13 protein-coding genes are annotated in these 16768 nt (G+C 59.6%); 11 read left to right on the top strand and 2 right to left on the bottom strand.

What is annotated here, in order from left to right; genetic code table 11:
* The first annotated feature begins 20 nt into the window (after window positions 1-20).
* Complete coding sequence (gene metH / locus HMPREF3042_RS00500) at window positions 21-3680, top strand: methionine synthase (RefSeq protein ID WP_070601434.1); 3660 nt, start codon at window positions 21-23, stop codon at window positions 3678-3680.
* Between the two features lie 7 nt (window positions 3681-3687).
* Here the strand turns inward: metH and HMPREF3042_RS00495 are convergent, their stop codons facing one another.
* Complete coding sequence (locus tag HMPREF3042_RS00495; protein WP_070601433.1) at window positions 3688-4593, bottom strand: thioesterase family protein; 906 nt, start codon at window positions 4591-4593, stop codon at window positions 3688-3690.
* 156 nt (window positions 4594-4749) lie between these two features.
* On the opposite strand from HMPREF3042_RS00495, the gene HMPREF3042_RS00490 reads away from it, so the two are divergent.
* The 5 genes from HMPREF3042_RS00490 to HMPREF3042_RS00470 all read left to right on the top strand — a co-directional run bounded on the left by HMPREF3042_RS00490 (window position 4750) and on the right by HMPREF3042_RS00470 (window position 9703).
* Window positions 4750-5433, top strand: coding sequence for an HAD family hydrolase (locus tag HMPREF3042_RS00490; RefSeq protein WP_083308235.1), 684 nt, complete (start codon window positions 4750-4752; stop codon window positions 5431-5433).
* Between the two features lie 22 nt (window positions 5434-5455).
* A complete protein-coding gene (locus HMPREF3042_RS00485) occupies window positions 5456-5719 on the top strand; it encodes a phosphoribosyl-ATP diphosphatase (RefSeq protein ID WP_005510825.1) in 264 nt (87 codons plus the stop codon).
* A 14-nt stretch (window positions 5720-5733) separates the two neighbouring features.
* Window positions 5734-6579, top strand: a complete 846-nt coding sequence (gene hisG / locus HMPREF3042_RS00480; RefSeq protein WP_070601431.1) for an ATP phosphoribosyltransferase — start codon at window positions 5734-5736, stop codon at window positions 6577-6579.
* A 322-nt stretch (window positions 6580-6901) separates the two neighbouring features.
* Window positions 6902-8350, top strand: a complete 1449-nt coding sequence (aspA, locus tag HMPREF3042_RS00475; RefSeq protein WP_049181037.1) for an aspartate ammonia-lyase — start codon at window positions 6902-6904, stop codon at window positions 8348-8350.
* Window positions 8351-8389: 39 nt separating this feature from the next.
* Window positions 8390-9703, top strand: a complete 1314-nt coding sequence (locus HMPREF3042_RS00470; protein WP_070601430.1) for an anaerobic C4-dicarboxylate transporter — start codon at window positions 8390-8392, stop codon at window positions 9701-9703.
* A gap of 193 nt (window positions 9704-9896) precedes the next feature.
* Here HMPREF3042_RS00470 and HMPREF3042_RS00465 read toward each other — a convergent pair whose 3' ends face one another.
* Window positions 9897-10784: a RecB family exonuclease gene (locus tag HMPREF3042_RS00465; protein WP_070601429.1), complete on the bottom strand. Its 888-nt coding sequence runs from the start codon at window positions 10782-10784 to the stop codon at window positions 9897-9899.
* Between the two features lie 106 nt (window positions 10785-10890).
* Between HMPREF3042_RS00465 and HMPREF3042_RS00460 the strand changes: the two genes are divergently transcribed.
* The 5 genes from HMPREF3042_RS00460 to pafA all read left to right on the top strand — a co-directional run bounded on the left by HMPREF3042_RS00460 (window position 10891) and on the right by pafA (window position 16762).
* Window positions 10891-11733, top strand: coding sequence for a tRNA (adenine-N1)-methyltransferase (locus HMPREF3042_RS00460; RefSeq protein WP_070855777.1), 843 nt, complete (start codon window positions 10891-10893; stop codon window positions 11731-11733).
* 109 nt (window positions 11734-11842) lie between these two features.
* Window positions 11843-13420: a proteasome ATPase gene (gene arc / locus HMPREF3042_RS00455; RefSeq protein WP_224786552.1), complete on the top strand. Its 1578-nt coding sequence runs from the start codon at window positions 11843-11845 to the stop codon at window positions 13418-13420.
* The gene (gene dop, locus HMPREF3042_RS00450) at window positions 13413-15014 is read left to right on the top strand and encodes a depupylase/deamidase Dop (RefSeq protein ID WP_187402662.1); all 1602 of its coding nucleotides are present in this window, start codon (window positions 13413-13415) and stop codon (window positions 15012-15014) included. Before arc ends, dop begins: the two co-directional genes overlap by 8 nt.
* 59 nt (window positions 15015-15073) lie before the next feature.
* Complete coding sequence (locus tag HMPREF3042_RS00445; RefSeq protein WP_005510795.1) at window positions 15074-15268, top strand: ubiquitin-like protein Pup; 195 nt, start codon at window positions 15074-15076, stop codon at window positions 15266-15268.
* A 3-nt stretch (window positions 15269-15271) separates the two neighbouring features.
* Window positions 15272-16762, top strand: coding sequence for a Pup--protein ligase (gene pafA / locus HMPREF3042_RS00440; RefSeq protein WP_070767494.1), 1491 nt, complete (start codon window positions 15272-15274; stop codon window positions 16760-16762).
* Window positions 16763-16768: the final 6 nt, after the last annotated feature.

Here is a 16768-nt window from a genome sequence, read left to right as displayed (position 1 = left end):
GTAGACTAAGGTGTCTACTTATGACTGATCGCCACTCTTCCGAGTTCCTCACCGCACTGCACAGCCGTGTACTCATTGGCGACGGCGCCATGGGTACCCAGCTGCAGTCTTTTGACCTCGACGTTGACGCGGACTTCCTCGGCTACGAGGGCTGTAATGAGATTCTCAATGACACTCGTCCCGACATTATCGAGACGATTCATCGACGCTATTTCGAGGCCGGCGCCGACCTGGTCGAAACCAATACCTTCGGCTGTAACTTCCCGAACCTCGCGGATTACGACATCGAAGACCGTATCCAGGAACTAGCGCACAAGGGCACCGCAATCGCCCGGAAGGTCGCTGACGAAATGGGGCCGGGGCGCGAGGACATGCGACGCTTTGTCCTCGGTTCGCTGGGCCCGGGCACGAAGCTGCCGTCTTTGGGGCACGCTCCGTACGCTCAGCTTCGCGACGCTTACACGGAGGCCGGACTCGGCATGATTTCCGGTGGCGCGGACGCGTTTTTGATTGAAACCTGTCAGGACTTGCTGCAGGTAAAGGCGGCCGTCAACGGTGTCAAGGCCGCCATGCATCAAACTGAGAAGAAGATTCCAATCGTCGTCCACGTGACTGTCGAGACCACAGGCACCATGCTGATGGGCTCGGAGATTGGTGCAGCCCTGGCAGCGCTACAGCCGCTGGGTATCGACATGATTGGTCTGAACTGTGCAACGGGTCCGGACGAGATGAGCGAGCACCTGCGCTACCTGTCCAACTTCGCCTCCATCCCGGTATCGGTGATGCCGAATGCGGGTCTACCAGTGCTGGGCAAGAACGGTGCGACCTACCCGCTGACCGCCCCAGAGCTGGCCACTGCGCTGCGCGGATTTGTTGAAGAGTTTGGCCTGGCGATGGTCGGTGGCTGTTGTGGTACTACACCGGAGCATGTTTCCGCTGTTCGCGATGCTATTACCGGTGCTGGCGCCTACGCTGAGCAGGGCCCAGCCGTTAAGGCAGCGCGCCCCTCGACGGACCCGGATGCGAAGCCCATCGATGAGGTCGCTTCTCTGTACTCGGCAACCCCGCTGACGCAGACGACCGGCATCACCATGATTGGTGAGCGCACCAACGCCAACGGTTCTAAGGCTTTCCGCGAGGCCATGCTGGCCGGTGATTGGGAGAAGTGCCTTAACACCGCCCGAGGTCAGGTCACTGATGGCGCACACATGATTGACCTGTGTGTCGACTACGTGGGGCGCGACGGTCGCGATGACATGGCAACCCTGGCATCTCAAATCGCCACCTCGGTGACGTTGCCGGTCATGCTGGACTCCACGGAACCGGAAGTTCTTAAGACGGGCCTGGAGCACCTCGGTGGTCGCTGTGCGGTCAACTCTGTGAACTTTGAAGACGGCGATGGCCCTGAGTCGCGCTACCAGCGTATTATGCGCCAGGTTGTTGAGCACGGTGCTGCCGTGGTCGCTTTGACTATCGACGAAGACGGTCAGGCACGTACGAAGGATAAGAAGGTTGCGATTGCCGAGCGCCTCATCGCCGACATCACCGGCACTTGGGGACTGCGCGAGCAGGACATTATTGTCGACTGTCTGACTTTCCCGATTTCCACTGGGCAGGAGGAAACTCGCCGCGACGGCATCGAAACCATCGAAGCCATCCGCGAACTTAAGCGTCGCCACCCGAACGTGCACACCACGCTCGGCCTGTCCAACATCTCCTTCGGTCTGAACCCGGCGGCTCGCCAGGTACTCAACTCGGTGTTCCTCAACGAGTGCATCGAGGCCGGCTTGGACTCCGCCATTGCCCACAGCTCCAAGATCTTGCCGATGAACAAGATCGACGACAAACAGCGCGAAGTCGCTCTCGATATGGTCTACGACCGCCGTCGTGAAGCGGGACATCCTGACGGGGAGTACGACCCACTGCAGGTCTTCATGGAGCTCTTCGAAGGAGTCTCCGCCGCTGACGCTAAGGACGCCCGGGCCGAGAAGCTCGCCGCCATGCCGCTGTTCGACCGCCTGGCGCAGCGCATCATCGACGGCGAGCGCACCGGTATCGAAGCTGACCTCGATGAGGGCATGAAGGAAAAGGAACCCCTAGCGATCGTCAACGAGGACCTGCTGCGCGGCATGCAGACTGTTGGTGACCTCTTCGGTTCCGGTCAGATGCAGCTGCCATTCGTGCTGCAGTCGGCCGAGACAATGAAGGCCGCGGTGGGCTACCTTGAGAGCTTCATGGATGCCGAGGACGCCACGGGATCCAAGGGCTCGATTGTGCTGGCCACGGTGAAGGGCGATGTCCACGACATCGGCAAGAACCTGGTGGAGATTATTCTCTCCAACAACGGCTACACCGTGCATAACCTGGGCATTAAGCAGCCGATTGCTACGATTTTGTCCGCAGCTAAGGAACTGGATGTCGATGCCATCGGTATGTCCGGCCTGCTGGTGAAGTCCACTGTGGTGATGAAGGACAACCTACTGGAGATTAACTCCGCCGGTGATGCCGCCCGCTTCCCAGTGCTGCTCGGCGGCGCCGCGCTGACGCGTAGCTACGTGGAAGACGACCTGTCCGAGCTCTACCACGGTGATGTCTACTACGGCAGGGATGCCTTCGAAGGACTGCGCATCATGGATGAGCTGATGGCAGCTAAGAAGGGCCTCGGCCCAGACGAGAATTCGCCTGAGGCCATCGCCGCCCGCGAGAAGAAGGAAGCTCGCCGCGCCCGCCGTGAGCGCTCCAAGCGCATCGCCGCGCAACGCGCCGCCAAGGCTGCTGCTGAAGCCCCCGAGGTGCCGGAGCGTTCCGATGTCGCCGCTGATGTCCCCGTTGCGACACCGCCGTTCTGGGGAACCCGCATCGTCAAGGGCCTGCCCCTCGACGACTACCTGACCACCCTCGACGAACGCGCTCTGTTCATGGGGCAGTGGGGCCTGCGCGGAACCCGCGGCGATGAGGGACCGAGCTACGAGGAACTGGTCGAATCCGATGGTCGTCCACGCCTGCGCGCATGGCTGCAGCGCCTGCGCGCCGAGAACATTCTCCAGCATGCGGCTGTCGTCTATGGCTACTTCCCGGCAGTTTCTGAGGGCGATACCGTCCACGTACTGCCGCTGCCTGCGGAAGGGGAGCAGCCCGACCCCACGGCCGAGCCAGTGGTGTCCTGGACCTTCCCGCGCCAGCAGCGCGGTCGCTTCCTGTGCATTGCTGACTTCATTCGCTCGCGCGAAGATGCCATCGCCGCAGGCCAGACCGACGTCATGCCGTTCCAGCTGGTGACCATGGGACAGCCCATCGCTGACTTCGCCAACGATATTTACGCCAAGAACGAATACCGCGACTACCTGGAGGTTCACGGTATCGGTGTGCAGCTCACCGAGGCGCTGGCCGAGTACTGGCACCAGCGCATTCGCTCCGAGCTCGCGTTCTCCGACGGCACAAGTGTTGGCGCGGAAGACTCCGACGATACCCAGGACTTCTTTGACCTGAAGTACCGTGGCGCTCGTTACTCCTTCGGCTATGGTTCCTGCCCGGATCTGACCTTCCGTCAGGGCATGATTGACCTGCTGCAGCCGGAGCGCATCGGCGTGGAACTCTCTGAAGAGCTCCAGCTGCACCCTGAGCAGTCCACAGATGCGTTCGTGCTCTACCACCCGGAAGCGAAATACTTCAACGTGTAGCTTCGCGCTATCCCTGCGGTCGCACCAGCAGGGTCTGCATGCTGCGACCAATGGGGCCGTGCACATCGTAGAGCTCGCCCGCAGTCATGCCGATTCCGTCCGGACCAATGGAACCGCGGGCGGCGATGCCAACCCAGCCGCCGTCTTCCGGCTGCGACTCCGATTCCGCCGACTGCTCCGACGGGCCAGGCTGGGGGAGTCTGTGCAGGTGAACCACTAAGTCGGTATTCATAAACGCCCACTGATGCGGGCTCAGCGTGGCGCCGATACCGTTGGCGGTATCGGCTACCTGCATGACTCGCTCCACCGCAGTCGGCTCCTCCCCGAGCACGATTGGGTATGTCGCGCGTACCCAGTGAATCTGCGTCTCGGCCAGCTCTTCCGTCGCACCTGCGCGGGCTTCAATCGAATCGATGTAGCCGCCACTCCAGTCGTCGGTAAGCGGAATGTACTCGGCGCTGCATTCCTCAGGCCCGGGCACCTGCTTGTCGAATGCACGCTCAATATCCCGCGTATCCGCAGTGGCCATCATCCACGCGGACGCGGTGGCAACGGGCCGCCAGGCACCCTTGACGTCGGCAAGCAATTCGGCTTCGACCTTGGCGATCTGCCGCCCCGGGCGCGAGACCCATGACCGCGCGCGGAGCTCCGTGTACGGTACAGCCGACAACAGATCCACGGCGATGCGAGTAATACGCATTCCCTCGCTTTCCAGGCGCCTGCGCTCCAACATGCGTGTCAGCAGCGCCGACGGTGGCGCACCGTGCTGAAACGGCCCCCACGCCCCGTAAGTGAAGCTGGTGGGCATGAAGCGCTCGTAGCTGAGCTCGCCTTCGGTGACCGCGCCGAGCGGAATAAAGTACGCCTCGGGCTGGTCGATTGCCTGGGCGAGTGAATCTTCAGTGGTTGTCATAGCGAGTCGATGCCTTTCATTCGCGCGGGGACACGTTCATGCGGTGGTTGCATGCAGCACCGCGACATACTTTCCTTTCTAAAACTCTAAACCCAAATCCGGCGGCTTTGCTGACATAATCGCTAAATGCTTGTTTGCCTGGCATAGTCGCATGGTGTGAAAGCAATTTTGTGGGACATGGACGGCAGCCTCATCAACACGGAACCCCTGTGGGAGATTGCCACGTACGACCTCTCGGAATTCGTAGGCCGTCGCCTGACTCCGGAGTTGCGCATGCAGTGCGTCGGTAACACGCTCTGGGACACGCTGTCGATTTGTGCTGATCATGCGGGACGCACGCTTGACGACGAGCTGTTTTCCTCGGGCTCCCAATTCGTCGAAAACCGCTTCACAGAATTGGTTCTAGAGCATGGGGTGGAGTGGCGCCCGGGTGTGCCGGAGATTTTGGACCAGGCCCGAGCTGCTGACATTCCGGTGGTGTTGGTGACCAATACTCGCCGACACGTGGCGCAACCCTGCATTGATGTCATGGGGGAGCAGCACTTCGCGGCAACAGTGTGTAGCGATGAGGTGGCCAACGGCAAGCCGGCACCGGATCCGTACTTGCGTGGCGCAGAGCTCGCCGGATTTGCGCCAGAGGACTGCCTGGCTATCGAAGACTCCTCAACGGGGGTGCGCTCTGCACTCACTGCAGGATGCACGGTGGTGTGGAATCCAATGCCGGATGTGAGCGTTTCGCAAGCTGATGTGGAGACGCTAGTACCCCCGGCGCGCTTCATTTCGGGCAATTTGGATACCTCGAATTTGGGCTTATTGCGGGCTGCTTTCGCGGGCGAGTAGACGACATGGAACAATAGACCAGGTGAAGAACTTTGATGACCTGTTTGCAGAGCTGAAGGAAAAAGCACAGTCGCGTCCCGAGGGATCGGGCACAGTCAAGGCACTAGACGCTGGTGTGCATTTCCAGGGCAAGAAAATTGTCGAAGAGGCCGGTGAGGTCTGGCTTGCAGCTGAGCACGAATCTGACGAAGCCCTCGCAGAGGAGATTTCGCAGCTGTTGTACTGGCTGCAGGTGGTCATGGTCGGTCGCGGGCTGAGCCCCGAGGATGTTTACAAGTACCTGTAGGAGAAATCAACACCATGCTGCGTATTGCCGTGCCCAACAAGGGATCGCTGTCCGAGGCGGCAGTCGAAATCCTGAAGGAAGCTGGTTACCCGGGTCGAGGCGACTCCAAGAGCCTGACCATCCACGACGAAGCCAACGACATTGAGTTTTTCTTCCTTCGCCCGAAGGACATCCCAATCTACGTTGGCAACGGTCATCTGGATTTGGGCATCACCGGCCGCGACCTGGCCGCTGACTCGCTGGCTCCGGTCGATGAAGTTCTGAATCTGGGCTTCGGCACCTCGACTTTCCGCTACGCCGCCCCAGCCGATGAGGAGTGGACCATAGAAGCTCTGGAGGGCAAGCGCATTGCCACCTCGTACCCGAATCTGGTGCGCGAAGACCTGAAGGCTCGCGGCATTAACGCCACCGTCATTCGCCTTGATGGTGCAGTGGAGATTTCCATCCGCTTGGGAGTTGCCGACGTTATCGCCGACGTTGTCTCCACCGGCCGCACGCTGCGTAAGCAGGGGTTGAAGCCATTCGGCGATGTTTTGGTCAGCTCTGAGGCAGTTGTTGTCGGACGCAAGGGTGTGGAGGTCACCGAGGAGCAGCAGGTGTTCCTGCGTCGTATGACCGGTATTCTGCATGCCAAGACGTACTTGATGATTGACTACAACATCCGTGCGTCTGCGCTGGAAGAGGCATCCAAGCTCACCCCGGGTCTGTCTGGCCCGACCGTGTCGCCGCTGGCTAACGAGGATTGGGTAGCAGTTCGCGCGCTAGTCCCGAAGGCAGAGGCCAACCCGCTCATGGATGCCCTGGCGAAGATTGGCGCCGAGGCAATCTTGGCCTCGAATATCCGCATCGCGCGTATCTAGTAGAAGCTTGACCTGCTCGAGGGGTGCGGTGGGGGAGAAGACCGACCATCTCGAGCGGGGACGCCACCTCGAGCGGGGGGCACCATCTCACGCCGGGAGCTGTCCACTGCATTTTCACATCCACCTACGTCGACGTAGGTAGTAGGCTTAGCACTAAGCGTGCGCACGGCGTTAGCCGTACTGACATAGTCCCCTTATGCCGGAAAAGCGGCAGCTGCGCCAGCGCTGTAGTTTTGACGGTGTAACCAAGCAGCACCACGAATTGTGGTTCACACGAATTGTGGTTCATAAGACTGCGCCTACGAGAAGGGATTATGTCCATATGTCCGCAACGCGTACTGAGGTCGACTTGCTTGGGTCGATGGAGGTTCCGGCAGAGGCTTACTACGGCATCCACACCCTGCGCGCAATCGACAACTACCAAATCTCAGGCAAGACCATCAACGATGTGCCCGAATTCATTCGTGGCATGGTGATGGTGAAGAAGGCCACGGCCATTGCCAACCAGCGCGTCCACACGCTGCCCAGCGATGTTGCAGACATCATCGTCGCCGCATGTGATGAAATCCTGGAAAAGGGACGCTGCATGGATCAGTTTCCAATCGATGTCTTCCAGGGTGGAGCTGGCACCAGTCTCAACATGAACACCAACGAGGTCATCGCTAACCTCGCTCTGGAACTGCTCGGTCTGGAAAAGGGCCGATACGACGTCATTCACCCCAACGATGATGTCAACCAGTGCCAGTCAACCAACGACGCCTACCCAACGGGTTTCCGTCTTGCTATCCACATGTCGCTGCTGAGCCTGCAGAAGCACTTCGATTCCCTGGTTGAGGCCCTACATGCTAAGGGTGATGAATTCAACGACATCATCACAATGGGCCGCACGCAGCTGCAGGACGCCGTTCCCATGACCCTGGGACAGGTTTTCCACGCATTTGCCCACAACCTTGAGGAAGAGCAGGAGTCCATCGCAACTGCGTCGGCACGCCTGCTGCAAATCAACCTGGGAGCAACCGCTATCGGTACCGGTGTGAATGCGCCGGCGGGCTACCGCGAGGCCGTGACCCAAGCGCTGCGTGAGGTCAGTGGCTTCAAGGTGACCTCTGCGAAGGACCTAATTGAAGCCACCAGCGATACCGGCGCCTACGTCAGCGTGCATGCATGCCTGAAGCGCGCAGCCATGAAGATTTCCAAGATGTGCAACGACCTGCGCCTCCTGGCATCGGGTCCACGAGCCGGACTGAATGAAATCAACCTGCCGGAGCGCGCCGCTGGCTCCTCGATTATGCCGGCAAAGGTCAACCCGGTAATTCCGGAGGTCGCGAACCAGGCCTGCTTCAAGGTCTTCGGCAACGACGTGACCCTCACCTGGGCAGCCGAGGCCGGTCAGTTGCAGCTAAACGTGATGGAGCCTGTCATCGGCGCATGTCTCTTCGAGTCGATTGAACTACTGCGCAGCGCCACCGACACTTTGCGCGACAAATGCATTACCGGCATCACCGCTAACCCGGAAGTGTGCCGCGGCTATGTGGAAAACTCCATCGGTATCGTGACCTACCTGAATCCGGTCATTGGCCATCACGAGGGCGATATGGTCGGCAAGGAAGCCGCTCGCACCGGCCGCTCCGTCCGCGACATTGTCCTTGAACGCGGGCTGATGGACGAGAAGGAGCTCAACCACGTCCTGAGCACCGAGAACCTCATGCACCCGGAATATCGAGGTAAGCGCTACGTGGCAGGGGAGTCTCGCCTCGACGATTTGTCCTAAGCGGCAACAAGCCTAACGAGTGACTTTTCGCAGATACACATGTTAGTTGCCGTCCAAATCTTTATCGTTCTAGCAGCGATCCTCCTTGGAGCTCGACTAGGTTCAATTGCTATCGGATTCGCCGGTGGGCTGGGCGTTTTGGCGCTCGGCATCACCGGAGTCCCGGTCACCAAAGATGACATCCCCTTCGATGTCATCGGCATCATTATGTCGGTAATCGCGGCAATTGCCGCTATGCAGAGGGCCGGAGGCATGGACTATCTCGTCCACATTGCCGAACGGTTGTTGCGCAAAAACCCGCGACACATCACCTACTGGGCCCCGGTTGTCACCTACCTGATGACCCTACTCGCCGGCACCGGCCACACCGCATTTTCCACCCTCCCAGTTATCGCCGAAGTATCCAAGGAAGGAGGCGTTCGCCCGTCCCGCCCGCTGTCCGTGGCGGTCATCGCATCTCAGTTGGCGATTACGGCATCACCCATTTCAGCGGCTGTAGTGCTCATGGCTTCGCTCATGGAACCCCGCGGCGTTGGTTATCTCACACTCCTGGCGATTCTCATTCCTTCGACGTTCCTCGCCATCCTTCCGACCGCCTTTGTCACGAATCACCTAGGCAAAGAGCTTGACGACGATCCGGAGTATCAAAGCCGCTTGGAAAAGGGGTTGGTCTCTAAGCCACGTGGCCAGATGAGCGAATACACACCAACCAAGTCGGCCAAGTGTTCGGTGGCGATTTTCCTTCTCTCGATTCTCGCAGTGATGGTCTACGCGACCATCAGCACTGGGCAGGTCGGTCTCATCACTGACCCCACGCTTCCACGAAACGAGGCGATCATGTCAATCATGTTGACCGCCGCTACCGTTATCGTGCTTGCCTGCAAGCTGGACGCGGCAACGATTTTGAACACCCCAGTGTTTAAATCGGGCATGTCCGCCAGCGTCTGCGTTCTCGGTGTGGCGTGGCTGGGAACCACAATTATCAACCACTACATCGACGACATTAAGACCGCGTCCGGCAGCCTACTGACCACGATGCCGTGGATGCTGGCAATCGTGCTCTTCTTCGCGGCCGCTTTGCTCTACTCGCAGGCGGCCACTGCAAAGGCCATCATGCCCGCTGCGCTCGCGGTGGGAGTTTCTCCCATCACAGCCGTTGCTTCCTTCGCAGCGACTTCCGCGCTATTCGTGCTGCCTACTTACCCGACGCTCCTTGCCGCGGTGGAGATGGACGACACCGGCACCACCCGAATTGGCAAATACGTGTTTAACCACTCGTTTATCATCCCGGGCACCTTATGTATTGCCCTGGCCGTCGCGTTTGGTTTCGCTTTCGGCAGCGTGCTGTTGTAGTGGGGGTCTACCTAAAACACCGCGTAGAGAAACTGACTAGGTTTATGACAAAAACCGAACAGTTAATTCCATTCACCCGTTATAAACCTAGTCAGTAACTCTTACTGGCGCCGTTCCCGCCGACGGCGGCACCCGCGAAAGCTAACATCCCTCGAGAGCCACCGCCATCGAGAGCCACCGCCATCCGCAACTGTTACTCAGCACCACCATCACCGACGGCGCCTGGCCAGCCGGGGTACTCCGGCGTGACCCCGCCGTAGGCAGGGCACATCTCCTGGAAAGAACACCACCCGCAGAGTTTGGACTTCTTCGGCACAAAGTCACCGTTTTCACCGTCGCGCACGATCGCCGACCACAAGTCGGCAATCTCCGCTTGGAAAGCCTCTAATTCTGTCGCGTTGGGGCTCAGCACCAGGTCATCGGCAACCTTCAGGTACATCAACCGCAGCTGTTCCGGAATATGACCGGTGAGTCGCCACCACACCAGCGCATAAAAACGCATCTGGAAAAGAGCTTCATCCTGGAAGCGAGGAGAAGGCTTCTTGCCCGTCTTGTAGTCGACAATGCGGACCTCACCAGTCGGGGCGATATCGACGCGGTCGATAAAACCACGAAGTGGCACCGACAACGGCACGGTCTGATCCGCATCCGGATCAATAACCAGCTGAACGAACTTTTCCATCTCGGCCGCATCGAACCCCATGGGATTTTCCATCATGAAGTAGCCCTTGAGCAGGCCGCGGCATTCGACAAGGAAGTCGTAGTAATCACTCTCCGGAACTAGCTCAATCAGTTCCTCGTCCTTTGCACGCATGTCCTCCCAGGTCGGCTTCAGGCGCTTCACCGCCGCTGGGTAAGTGCGTTCTTCACGGGGCCAGGCATGCATCTGTTCGAGCACAGCATGTACCAATGTGCCCTTGACCTGCGCGACGGTCGACGGCTCCGGAATCTTGTCAATCGCACGGAACCGGTACTTCAACGGGCACTGGCGGTAGTCATTAGCTCTCGACGGCGACAGCGCCAACTTAGAGCGGCGGGAAGGCTGAACTGCTGACTTAGAACTTTGGGCATTGTCGGGCATACTAGCCAGGTTAGAGTACTGCCCGGATTTGGCTGCACCCGACACATCCCGCCACGACCAAAACAAAACCGGACCCAACCAAACCCCAAAAGGAGCCCACACACCTATGGCATTAAGCGGACCATTCCAGGTCGGCGACCGAGTCCAGCTGACTGACTCGAAGAATCGCCACTTCACCGTCATCCTCGAGGAGGATGGCAAGTTCTTCACCCACCGCGGCACCATCCTCCATGACGACCTCATCGGCGCCAAGGAAGGCACCACCGTCACCTCCGGCGAAGGCACGGTCTACCTGGCCATGCGTCACTTGCTGGTCGATTACGTCCTGTCCATGCCACGCGGCGCTGCGGTGATTTACCCGAAGGATGCCGCACAGATTATCGTCGAGGGCGACATCTTCCCAGGTGCGCGGGTGTTGGAGGCCGGCGCTGGCTCCGGCGCACTCAGCCTCAACCTGCTCCGCGCCATCGGCGCTGACGGGCAGCTTATTTCCTATGAGGTCCGCGAGGACCACATCGAGCACGCCGAACGCAACGTTGTCGACTTCATGGGCCACAAGCCCGACAACTGGGACTTGCGCCTCGGCGATCTCAACGAAGCCTCCATCGAGTCGCTCGGCGGTCCGGTCGACCGAGTCATTCTGGACATGCTCGCTCCGTGGGAATGCCTGGACACCGTTTCGAAGGTGCTCCAGCCTGGCGGCGTGCTCATGGTCTATGTCGCCACCGTTCCGCAGCTAATGAAGGTCATGGAAGGCATCCGCGCGCAGAAGTGCTTCACCGAACCACGCGCCTGGGAATCCCTGGTCCGCGACTGGAATGTTCAGGATCTCTCCGTCCGCCCGGCGCACCGTATGCAAGCGCATACCGCGTTCCTGGTGTGGGCACGCAGGCTTGCCGACGGCACGGTGCCTCCGCGTCCACAGCGACGAAATCAAAAGAAGCTGTAAGACCGCCGCTTCGCGCTGGGAGGTGTAGCCGTCGTAAAGCGTGATGCGACACACGGTCTAAATCGACCAAGCAACAACAGCGGCGGACCCAATGGGTAATCTGGGGTACATGACAACGCCGTCTGACAAAATCCGTGATCTTGAGCAGAAGAACTACAACCTCGGCATTCGAAATAATCGCCTGGTTGAGCTGTTGCGGGACTCCCGTAACAAGCTAGAGCTACTGCGCCAAGACATGGAGGACATGCTGGAGCCGCCTAGCACGTACGGTATTTTCCTTAAGCCGGGACCGGAGAAGGGCACCGCAGAGGTGTTTACCGGAAACCGCCGGATGCGACTGAGGGTGCAGCCGGAGATTAACGAGCGAGCGCTTCGGCCGGGCGCGCAGGTGCGCCTGAATGAGGGCTCGATAATCGTGGAGGACTGCGGTTATCCGGAAAGCGGCGATATCGCCAATGTTCGTGAGGTGCTGCCGGATCGGGAGCGCATTTTGGCCTCGGATACTCACGGTGAGGAATTCGTGGTGTCTCTGGCTGGGGACTTGTCGCCGAAGCCGGGGGACTCGGTAATGATTGACCGCAAGTCGGGCTATGCGTTTGAGGTCATTCCGAAGTCCGAGGTGGAAAACCTGGTGCTGGAGGAGGTACCGGATGTCACCTACACGGATATCGGTGGTTTGGACAGTCAGATTGAGCAGATTCACGACGCCGTGGAGATGCCGTTCCTGCAGCCAGAACTGTTTGAGCAGTACAACCTGCGTCCGCCGAAGGGTGTGCTGCTCTACGGCCCTCCCGGCAATGGCAAGACGCTGATTGCCAAGGCTGTGGCTAATTCGTTGGCACGCAAGATTGCGCTATCCCGAGGTAAGACCGAGGCTGAGGCGCAGCGAGCTCAATCGTACTTCTTGAATGTCAAGGGCCCGGAGTTGCTGAACAAGTTCGTGGGCGAGACGGAGCGTCAGATTCGCCTGATATTCGACCGCGCTCGCGACATCGCTGAGGACGGCAAGCCGGTTATTGTCTTTTTCGATGAGATGGACTCGATTTTCCGCACTCGTGGTTCGGGTATCTCCTCGGATATGGAAAACACTGTGGTCCCGCAGCTGCTCAGTGAACTTGACGGTGTAGAGGGGCTGGAAAACGTCATCGTGATTGGTGCCACCAACCGCGAGGAGATGATCGACCCGGCAATTCTGCGCCCGGGACGCCTGGATGTGAAGATCCGCATTGAGCGCCCGAATGAGGCTGCGGCGAAGGATATCTTCCGCAAGTACTTGACCCCGGAGCTGCCGTACAACGCGGCTGAGGTAGAGGCTCACGGTGGGGTGGAACAGAATGTGGCACACCTCATTGATCAGGTCGTTGAGCGAATGTACGCCAAGACGGCAGAAAACGAGTATGTGCGGATCCGCTATGCAGATGGCACCAGCGAGGTCATGTACTACCGCGATTTCAACTCCGGCGCGATGATTTCCAACATCGTCGACCGCGCGAAGAAGTCCGCCATCAAGTCGGTTATCGCCGGTGGCGAGGCGGGCATTAGCTTGGACCATCTGCTGTCCGCCGTGGCGGAGGAGTTCGCGCAGAACGAGGACCTGCCGAATACCTCGAACCCGGATGAGTGGGCTCGTATCTCCGGCCGCCCAACCTCGCGGGTTGCCTCGGTCGAGGTGATTCGCCATGGCTAATTCCGCTGCGAAGTCCGCTGCTGACTCTGCTGCAAACCCCGCACAGCCGAGCCGCTTCTTCGGCACCGAAATTGAGTACGGCATTTCCAGCCCGGGCAACCCGGATGTCAGCCCAATTCTCACCTCCACGCAGGCCGTGCTGGCTTTCGCGCACGAGCAGGAGGAGGGCCTGTCGGGGCGCATCCGCTGGGACTACGCACCGGAGTCGCCATTGCGCGACAGCCGTGGCTTTGACCTGCGCCGCTACCACCAGCCACCAATTGTGGATCCAAACGCCGTTGGCGCTGCAAACCTGCTGGTGCAGAATGGTGCCCGTTTCTACGTCGACCACGCACACCCGGAATACTCCTCACCGGAGACGGCAACTGCCCGCGAAGCGGTCATCGCTGACCGTGCAGGTGACAAGATTATGCTGCGGGCAGCTCAGCTTGCCGCAGAAGCCACCGATGCCGAAGGCAACCCCGGCCCGGTGCTCAAGCTCTACCGCAACAATGTCGATGGCAAGGGTGCCTCGTATGGCGCCCACGAGAACTACCTTTTCTCCCGGGAAACCGAGTTCGATGACATTGTCGCCGGTCTGACGCCGTTTTTCGTCACCCGCCAGGTGTTCACGGGCGCTGGTCGCGTTGGTCTGGGACAGACGGGACAGGAGTCGGGCTTCCAGATTTCGCAACGCGCGGACTACATCGAGACCGAAGTCTCGCTGGAGACCACTTTGAACCGCGGCATCATCAACACCCGCGATGAACCACACGCAGACTCCGATCGCTTCCGCCGCCTGCACGTCATCATCGGTGATGCCAACATGAGCGAGGTCGCCACCTTCCTCAAGCTGGGCACCACAGGTTTGGTCATTGACGCCATCGAGGACGGTGTGCGTTTCGACGATCTGCAGCTCCGCAACCCCGTCGAGGCGGTCCATAAGGTCTCCCGAGACCTAACCTGCACCGAGAAGCTGCAGCTGGCGGACCATGTCACCTGGATGTCCGCGGTGGAAATGCAGTACGAGTACCTGCGTCGCGTGGAGAGCTACGATCAGCAGGGCGACGTCGTCAAGCTCTGGCGTGAAGTGCTCGACGTGCTTGCCGACGACCCCCGTAAGGCAGCCCACCTGCTGGATTGGGTGGCGAAATACAACCTCATGGAGGGCTTGCGTACCCGCCTGGGCGCGGGCTGGGATCACCCAAAGTTGGCGTTGATTGATATTCAGTACTCGGATATTGACCCTGCTCGTGGGCTGTACCATGCGCTGGTGCGCCGCGGTTCGATGCGCACGCTCGTGACCGAGGAAGAAGTCGACCGCGCGGTTGAATACGCGCCGGAATCCACGCGTGCGTATGTGCGCGGTGGCATTTTGCGCCGCTTTGGCAAGGATGTCGTCGCGGGCAGTTGGACCAGCTTAGTGGTGGACACTTCGGGGGTGTATCGACGCACTCGTGACGTGGAGTCGCCGGGAATCACGCTGGCCTACATTACGCTGGATGAAGTTGACCGTTTCACTGCCGCAGAATGCGGTGAGGTGTTGGAGTCTGCGGAGACAGTGGCCGAGGTGGTCGAGCATCTGCGTACGCTCGGGGCTATCCGCGAACAATAGGCACGCATAGTGCGGTAATAGGCAGTAATACTCAAAAGTTCATTTTAAGGAGCAATATCATGGCTGGTAACACTCAGGTTTTCGGCGGCGGTTCCGGCGGAGGCGACGAGGAAGAGTTCGGCGAGGTCGCTGGCGGCGGTCAGGCACAGGAGCACGTTGCAGCTGCTGACGACCTGTTGGATGAAATTGATGGTCTGCTGGAGAACAACGCCGAGGAGTTCGTGCGTTCGTACGTCCAGAAGGGTGGCCAGTAAGAAGTGACTGACCAGCAGGTACCAGCACAGGCGTTGACCCGACGCATCACCGGCATTGAGACCGAGTTCGGCATCACTCTGACGCTGGATGGCTCGCGTCGCCTGGGGCCGGATGAGATTGCCCGCTACATGTTCCGACCGGTGATCGCCAAGTACGGGGCAACCAACATTTTCACCCCCAATGCTGGTCGTATGTACCTCGATGTCGGAAGCCACCCGGAGTACGCCACCGCTGAGTGCGATTCTGTCTCGCAGCTGGTCGCGTACGACCGCTCGGGCGAGGTCATCTTGAACGAGCTCGCCGAACGGGCTGAAGCAGAGCTTGCTGACGAGGGCATCGGCGGCAAGGTCTACCTGCTGAAGAACAACGTTGATACCGTCGGTAACTCCTACGGTTGTCACGAAAACTACCTGGTTGGACGTGAACTGGGGCTGAAGTCCCTGTCCAAGCTGCTGCTACCTTTCTTGGTTACGCGACAGCTCATTTGCGGGGCGGGGAAGATTTTCCTGCCGTACCCAACCTCGCCGTATCACAACGATCCGATTCAGTACTGCTTCTCGCAGCGCGCGGATCATGTGTGGGAGGGTGTCTCCAGTGCAACGACGCGCTCCCGACCGATTATTAACACTCGCGATGAGCCACACGCGGACTCCAACCGATTCCGCCGCTTGCACGTCATCGTGGGCGACTCCAACATGAGTGAGACGACGACCGCACTCAAGATTGGCTCCACTCAGTTGGTCCTGGAGATGATTGAAGCTGGCGTGAAGTTGCCGGACTTCGAGGTCGCCAACGAAATTAAGTCCATCCGTGCGGTGAGCCGCGATATGACGGGCAAGGCCGAGATTCCACTGCGCAGTGGCGAAACTGCCACCGCGCTGCAGATTCAGCGCGAGTTCCTGGACGCTGCAGCGCAGTGGCTGAAGGTCCGCGAAGAAAACATGGTCAACGAAGACAAGGGCATTGCCGGTGCCGGCACGTCCAACGAGGAAATGGGCCGCATTGTCGAGCTGTGGAGGCGCGCACTGGATGCCGTGGAAACCGGTGACTGGTCTCTCATTGAGCACGACATTGACTGGGCCATTAAGTACTCGCTAATGAAGCGCTACTTGGACCGCGGTCTGACTCTGGAGGACCCCAAGCTTCATCAGATCGACTTGGCCTACCACGACATCCGTCCCGGCCGCGGCATCTTCCGCGCGCTGGAAGCCCGTGGTATTGCCTCGCGGTGGATTACCGATGAGCAGGTTGCTGAGGCAGTCCGCACCGCACCGCCGACTACTCGTGCGAAGCTGCGGGGTGATTTCCTCGTTGCAGCTGAAGAATCCAGTTTGAAGACCGTCGTGGACTGGACACACCTGAAGATCTCCGGCGATGATCCCGTCTCCACGATGCTCGGCGACCCCTTTGCCACGGAAAACGATGAGGTCAATGAGATGATTGAGATTCTGACGGCTGCGAAGAAGACCTCGGATACGCAGCCGGAAAACTAGTTCCGT

It is taken from the genome of Corynebacterium sp. HMSC074C05, from assembly GCF_001838325.1.
Lineage (GTDB): Bacteria > Actinomycetota > Actinomycetes > Mycobacteriales > Mycobacteriaceae > Corynebacterium > Corynebacterium amycolatum.
Note: the sequence above shows the minus strand (reverse complement) of the source record. Positions and strands in the feature narration are given on the sequence as shown.

Coding starts and splice junctions, on each gene's coding strand:
- metH (WP_070601434.1), top strand. CDS start 21: ATGACTGATCGCCACTCTTCCGAGTTCCTCACCGCACTGCACAGCCGT.
- dop (WP_187402662.1), top strand. CDS start 13,413: ATGGCTAATTCCGCTGCGAAGTCCGCTGCTGACTCTGCTGCAAACCCC.
- HMPREF3042_RS00445 (WP_005510795.1), top strand. CDS start 15,074: ATGGCTGGTAACACTCAGGTTTTCGGCGGCGGTTCCGGCGGAGGCGAC.
- aspA (WP_049181037.1), top strand. CDS start 6,902: ATGTCCGCAACGCGTACTGAGGTCGACTTGCTTGGGTCGATGGAGGTT.
- HMPREF3042_RS00465 (WP_070601429.1), bottom strand. CDS start 10,784: ATGCCCGACAATGCCCAAAGTTCTAAGTCAGCAGTTCAGCCTTCCCGC.
- arc (WP_224786552.1), top strand. CDS start 11,843: ATGACAACGCCGTCTGACAAAATCCGTGATCTTGAGCAGAAGAACTAC.
- HMPREF3042_RS00470 (WP_070601430.1), top strand. CDS start 8,390: ATGTTAGTTGCCGTCCAAATCTTTATCGTTCTAGCAGCGATCCTCCTT.
- HMPREF3042_RS00495 (WP_070601433.1), bottom strand. CDS start 4,593: ATGACAACCACTGAAGATTCACTCGCCCAGGCAATCGACCAGCCCGAG.
- hisG (WP_070601431.1), top strand. CDS start 5,734: ATGCTGCGTATTGCCGTGCCCAACAAGGGATCGCTGTCCGAGGCGGCA.
- HMPREF3042_RS00460 (WP_070855777.1), top strand. CDS start 10,891: ATGGCATTAAGCGGACCATTCCAGGTCGGCGACCGAGTCCAGCTGACT.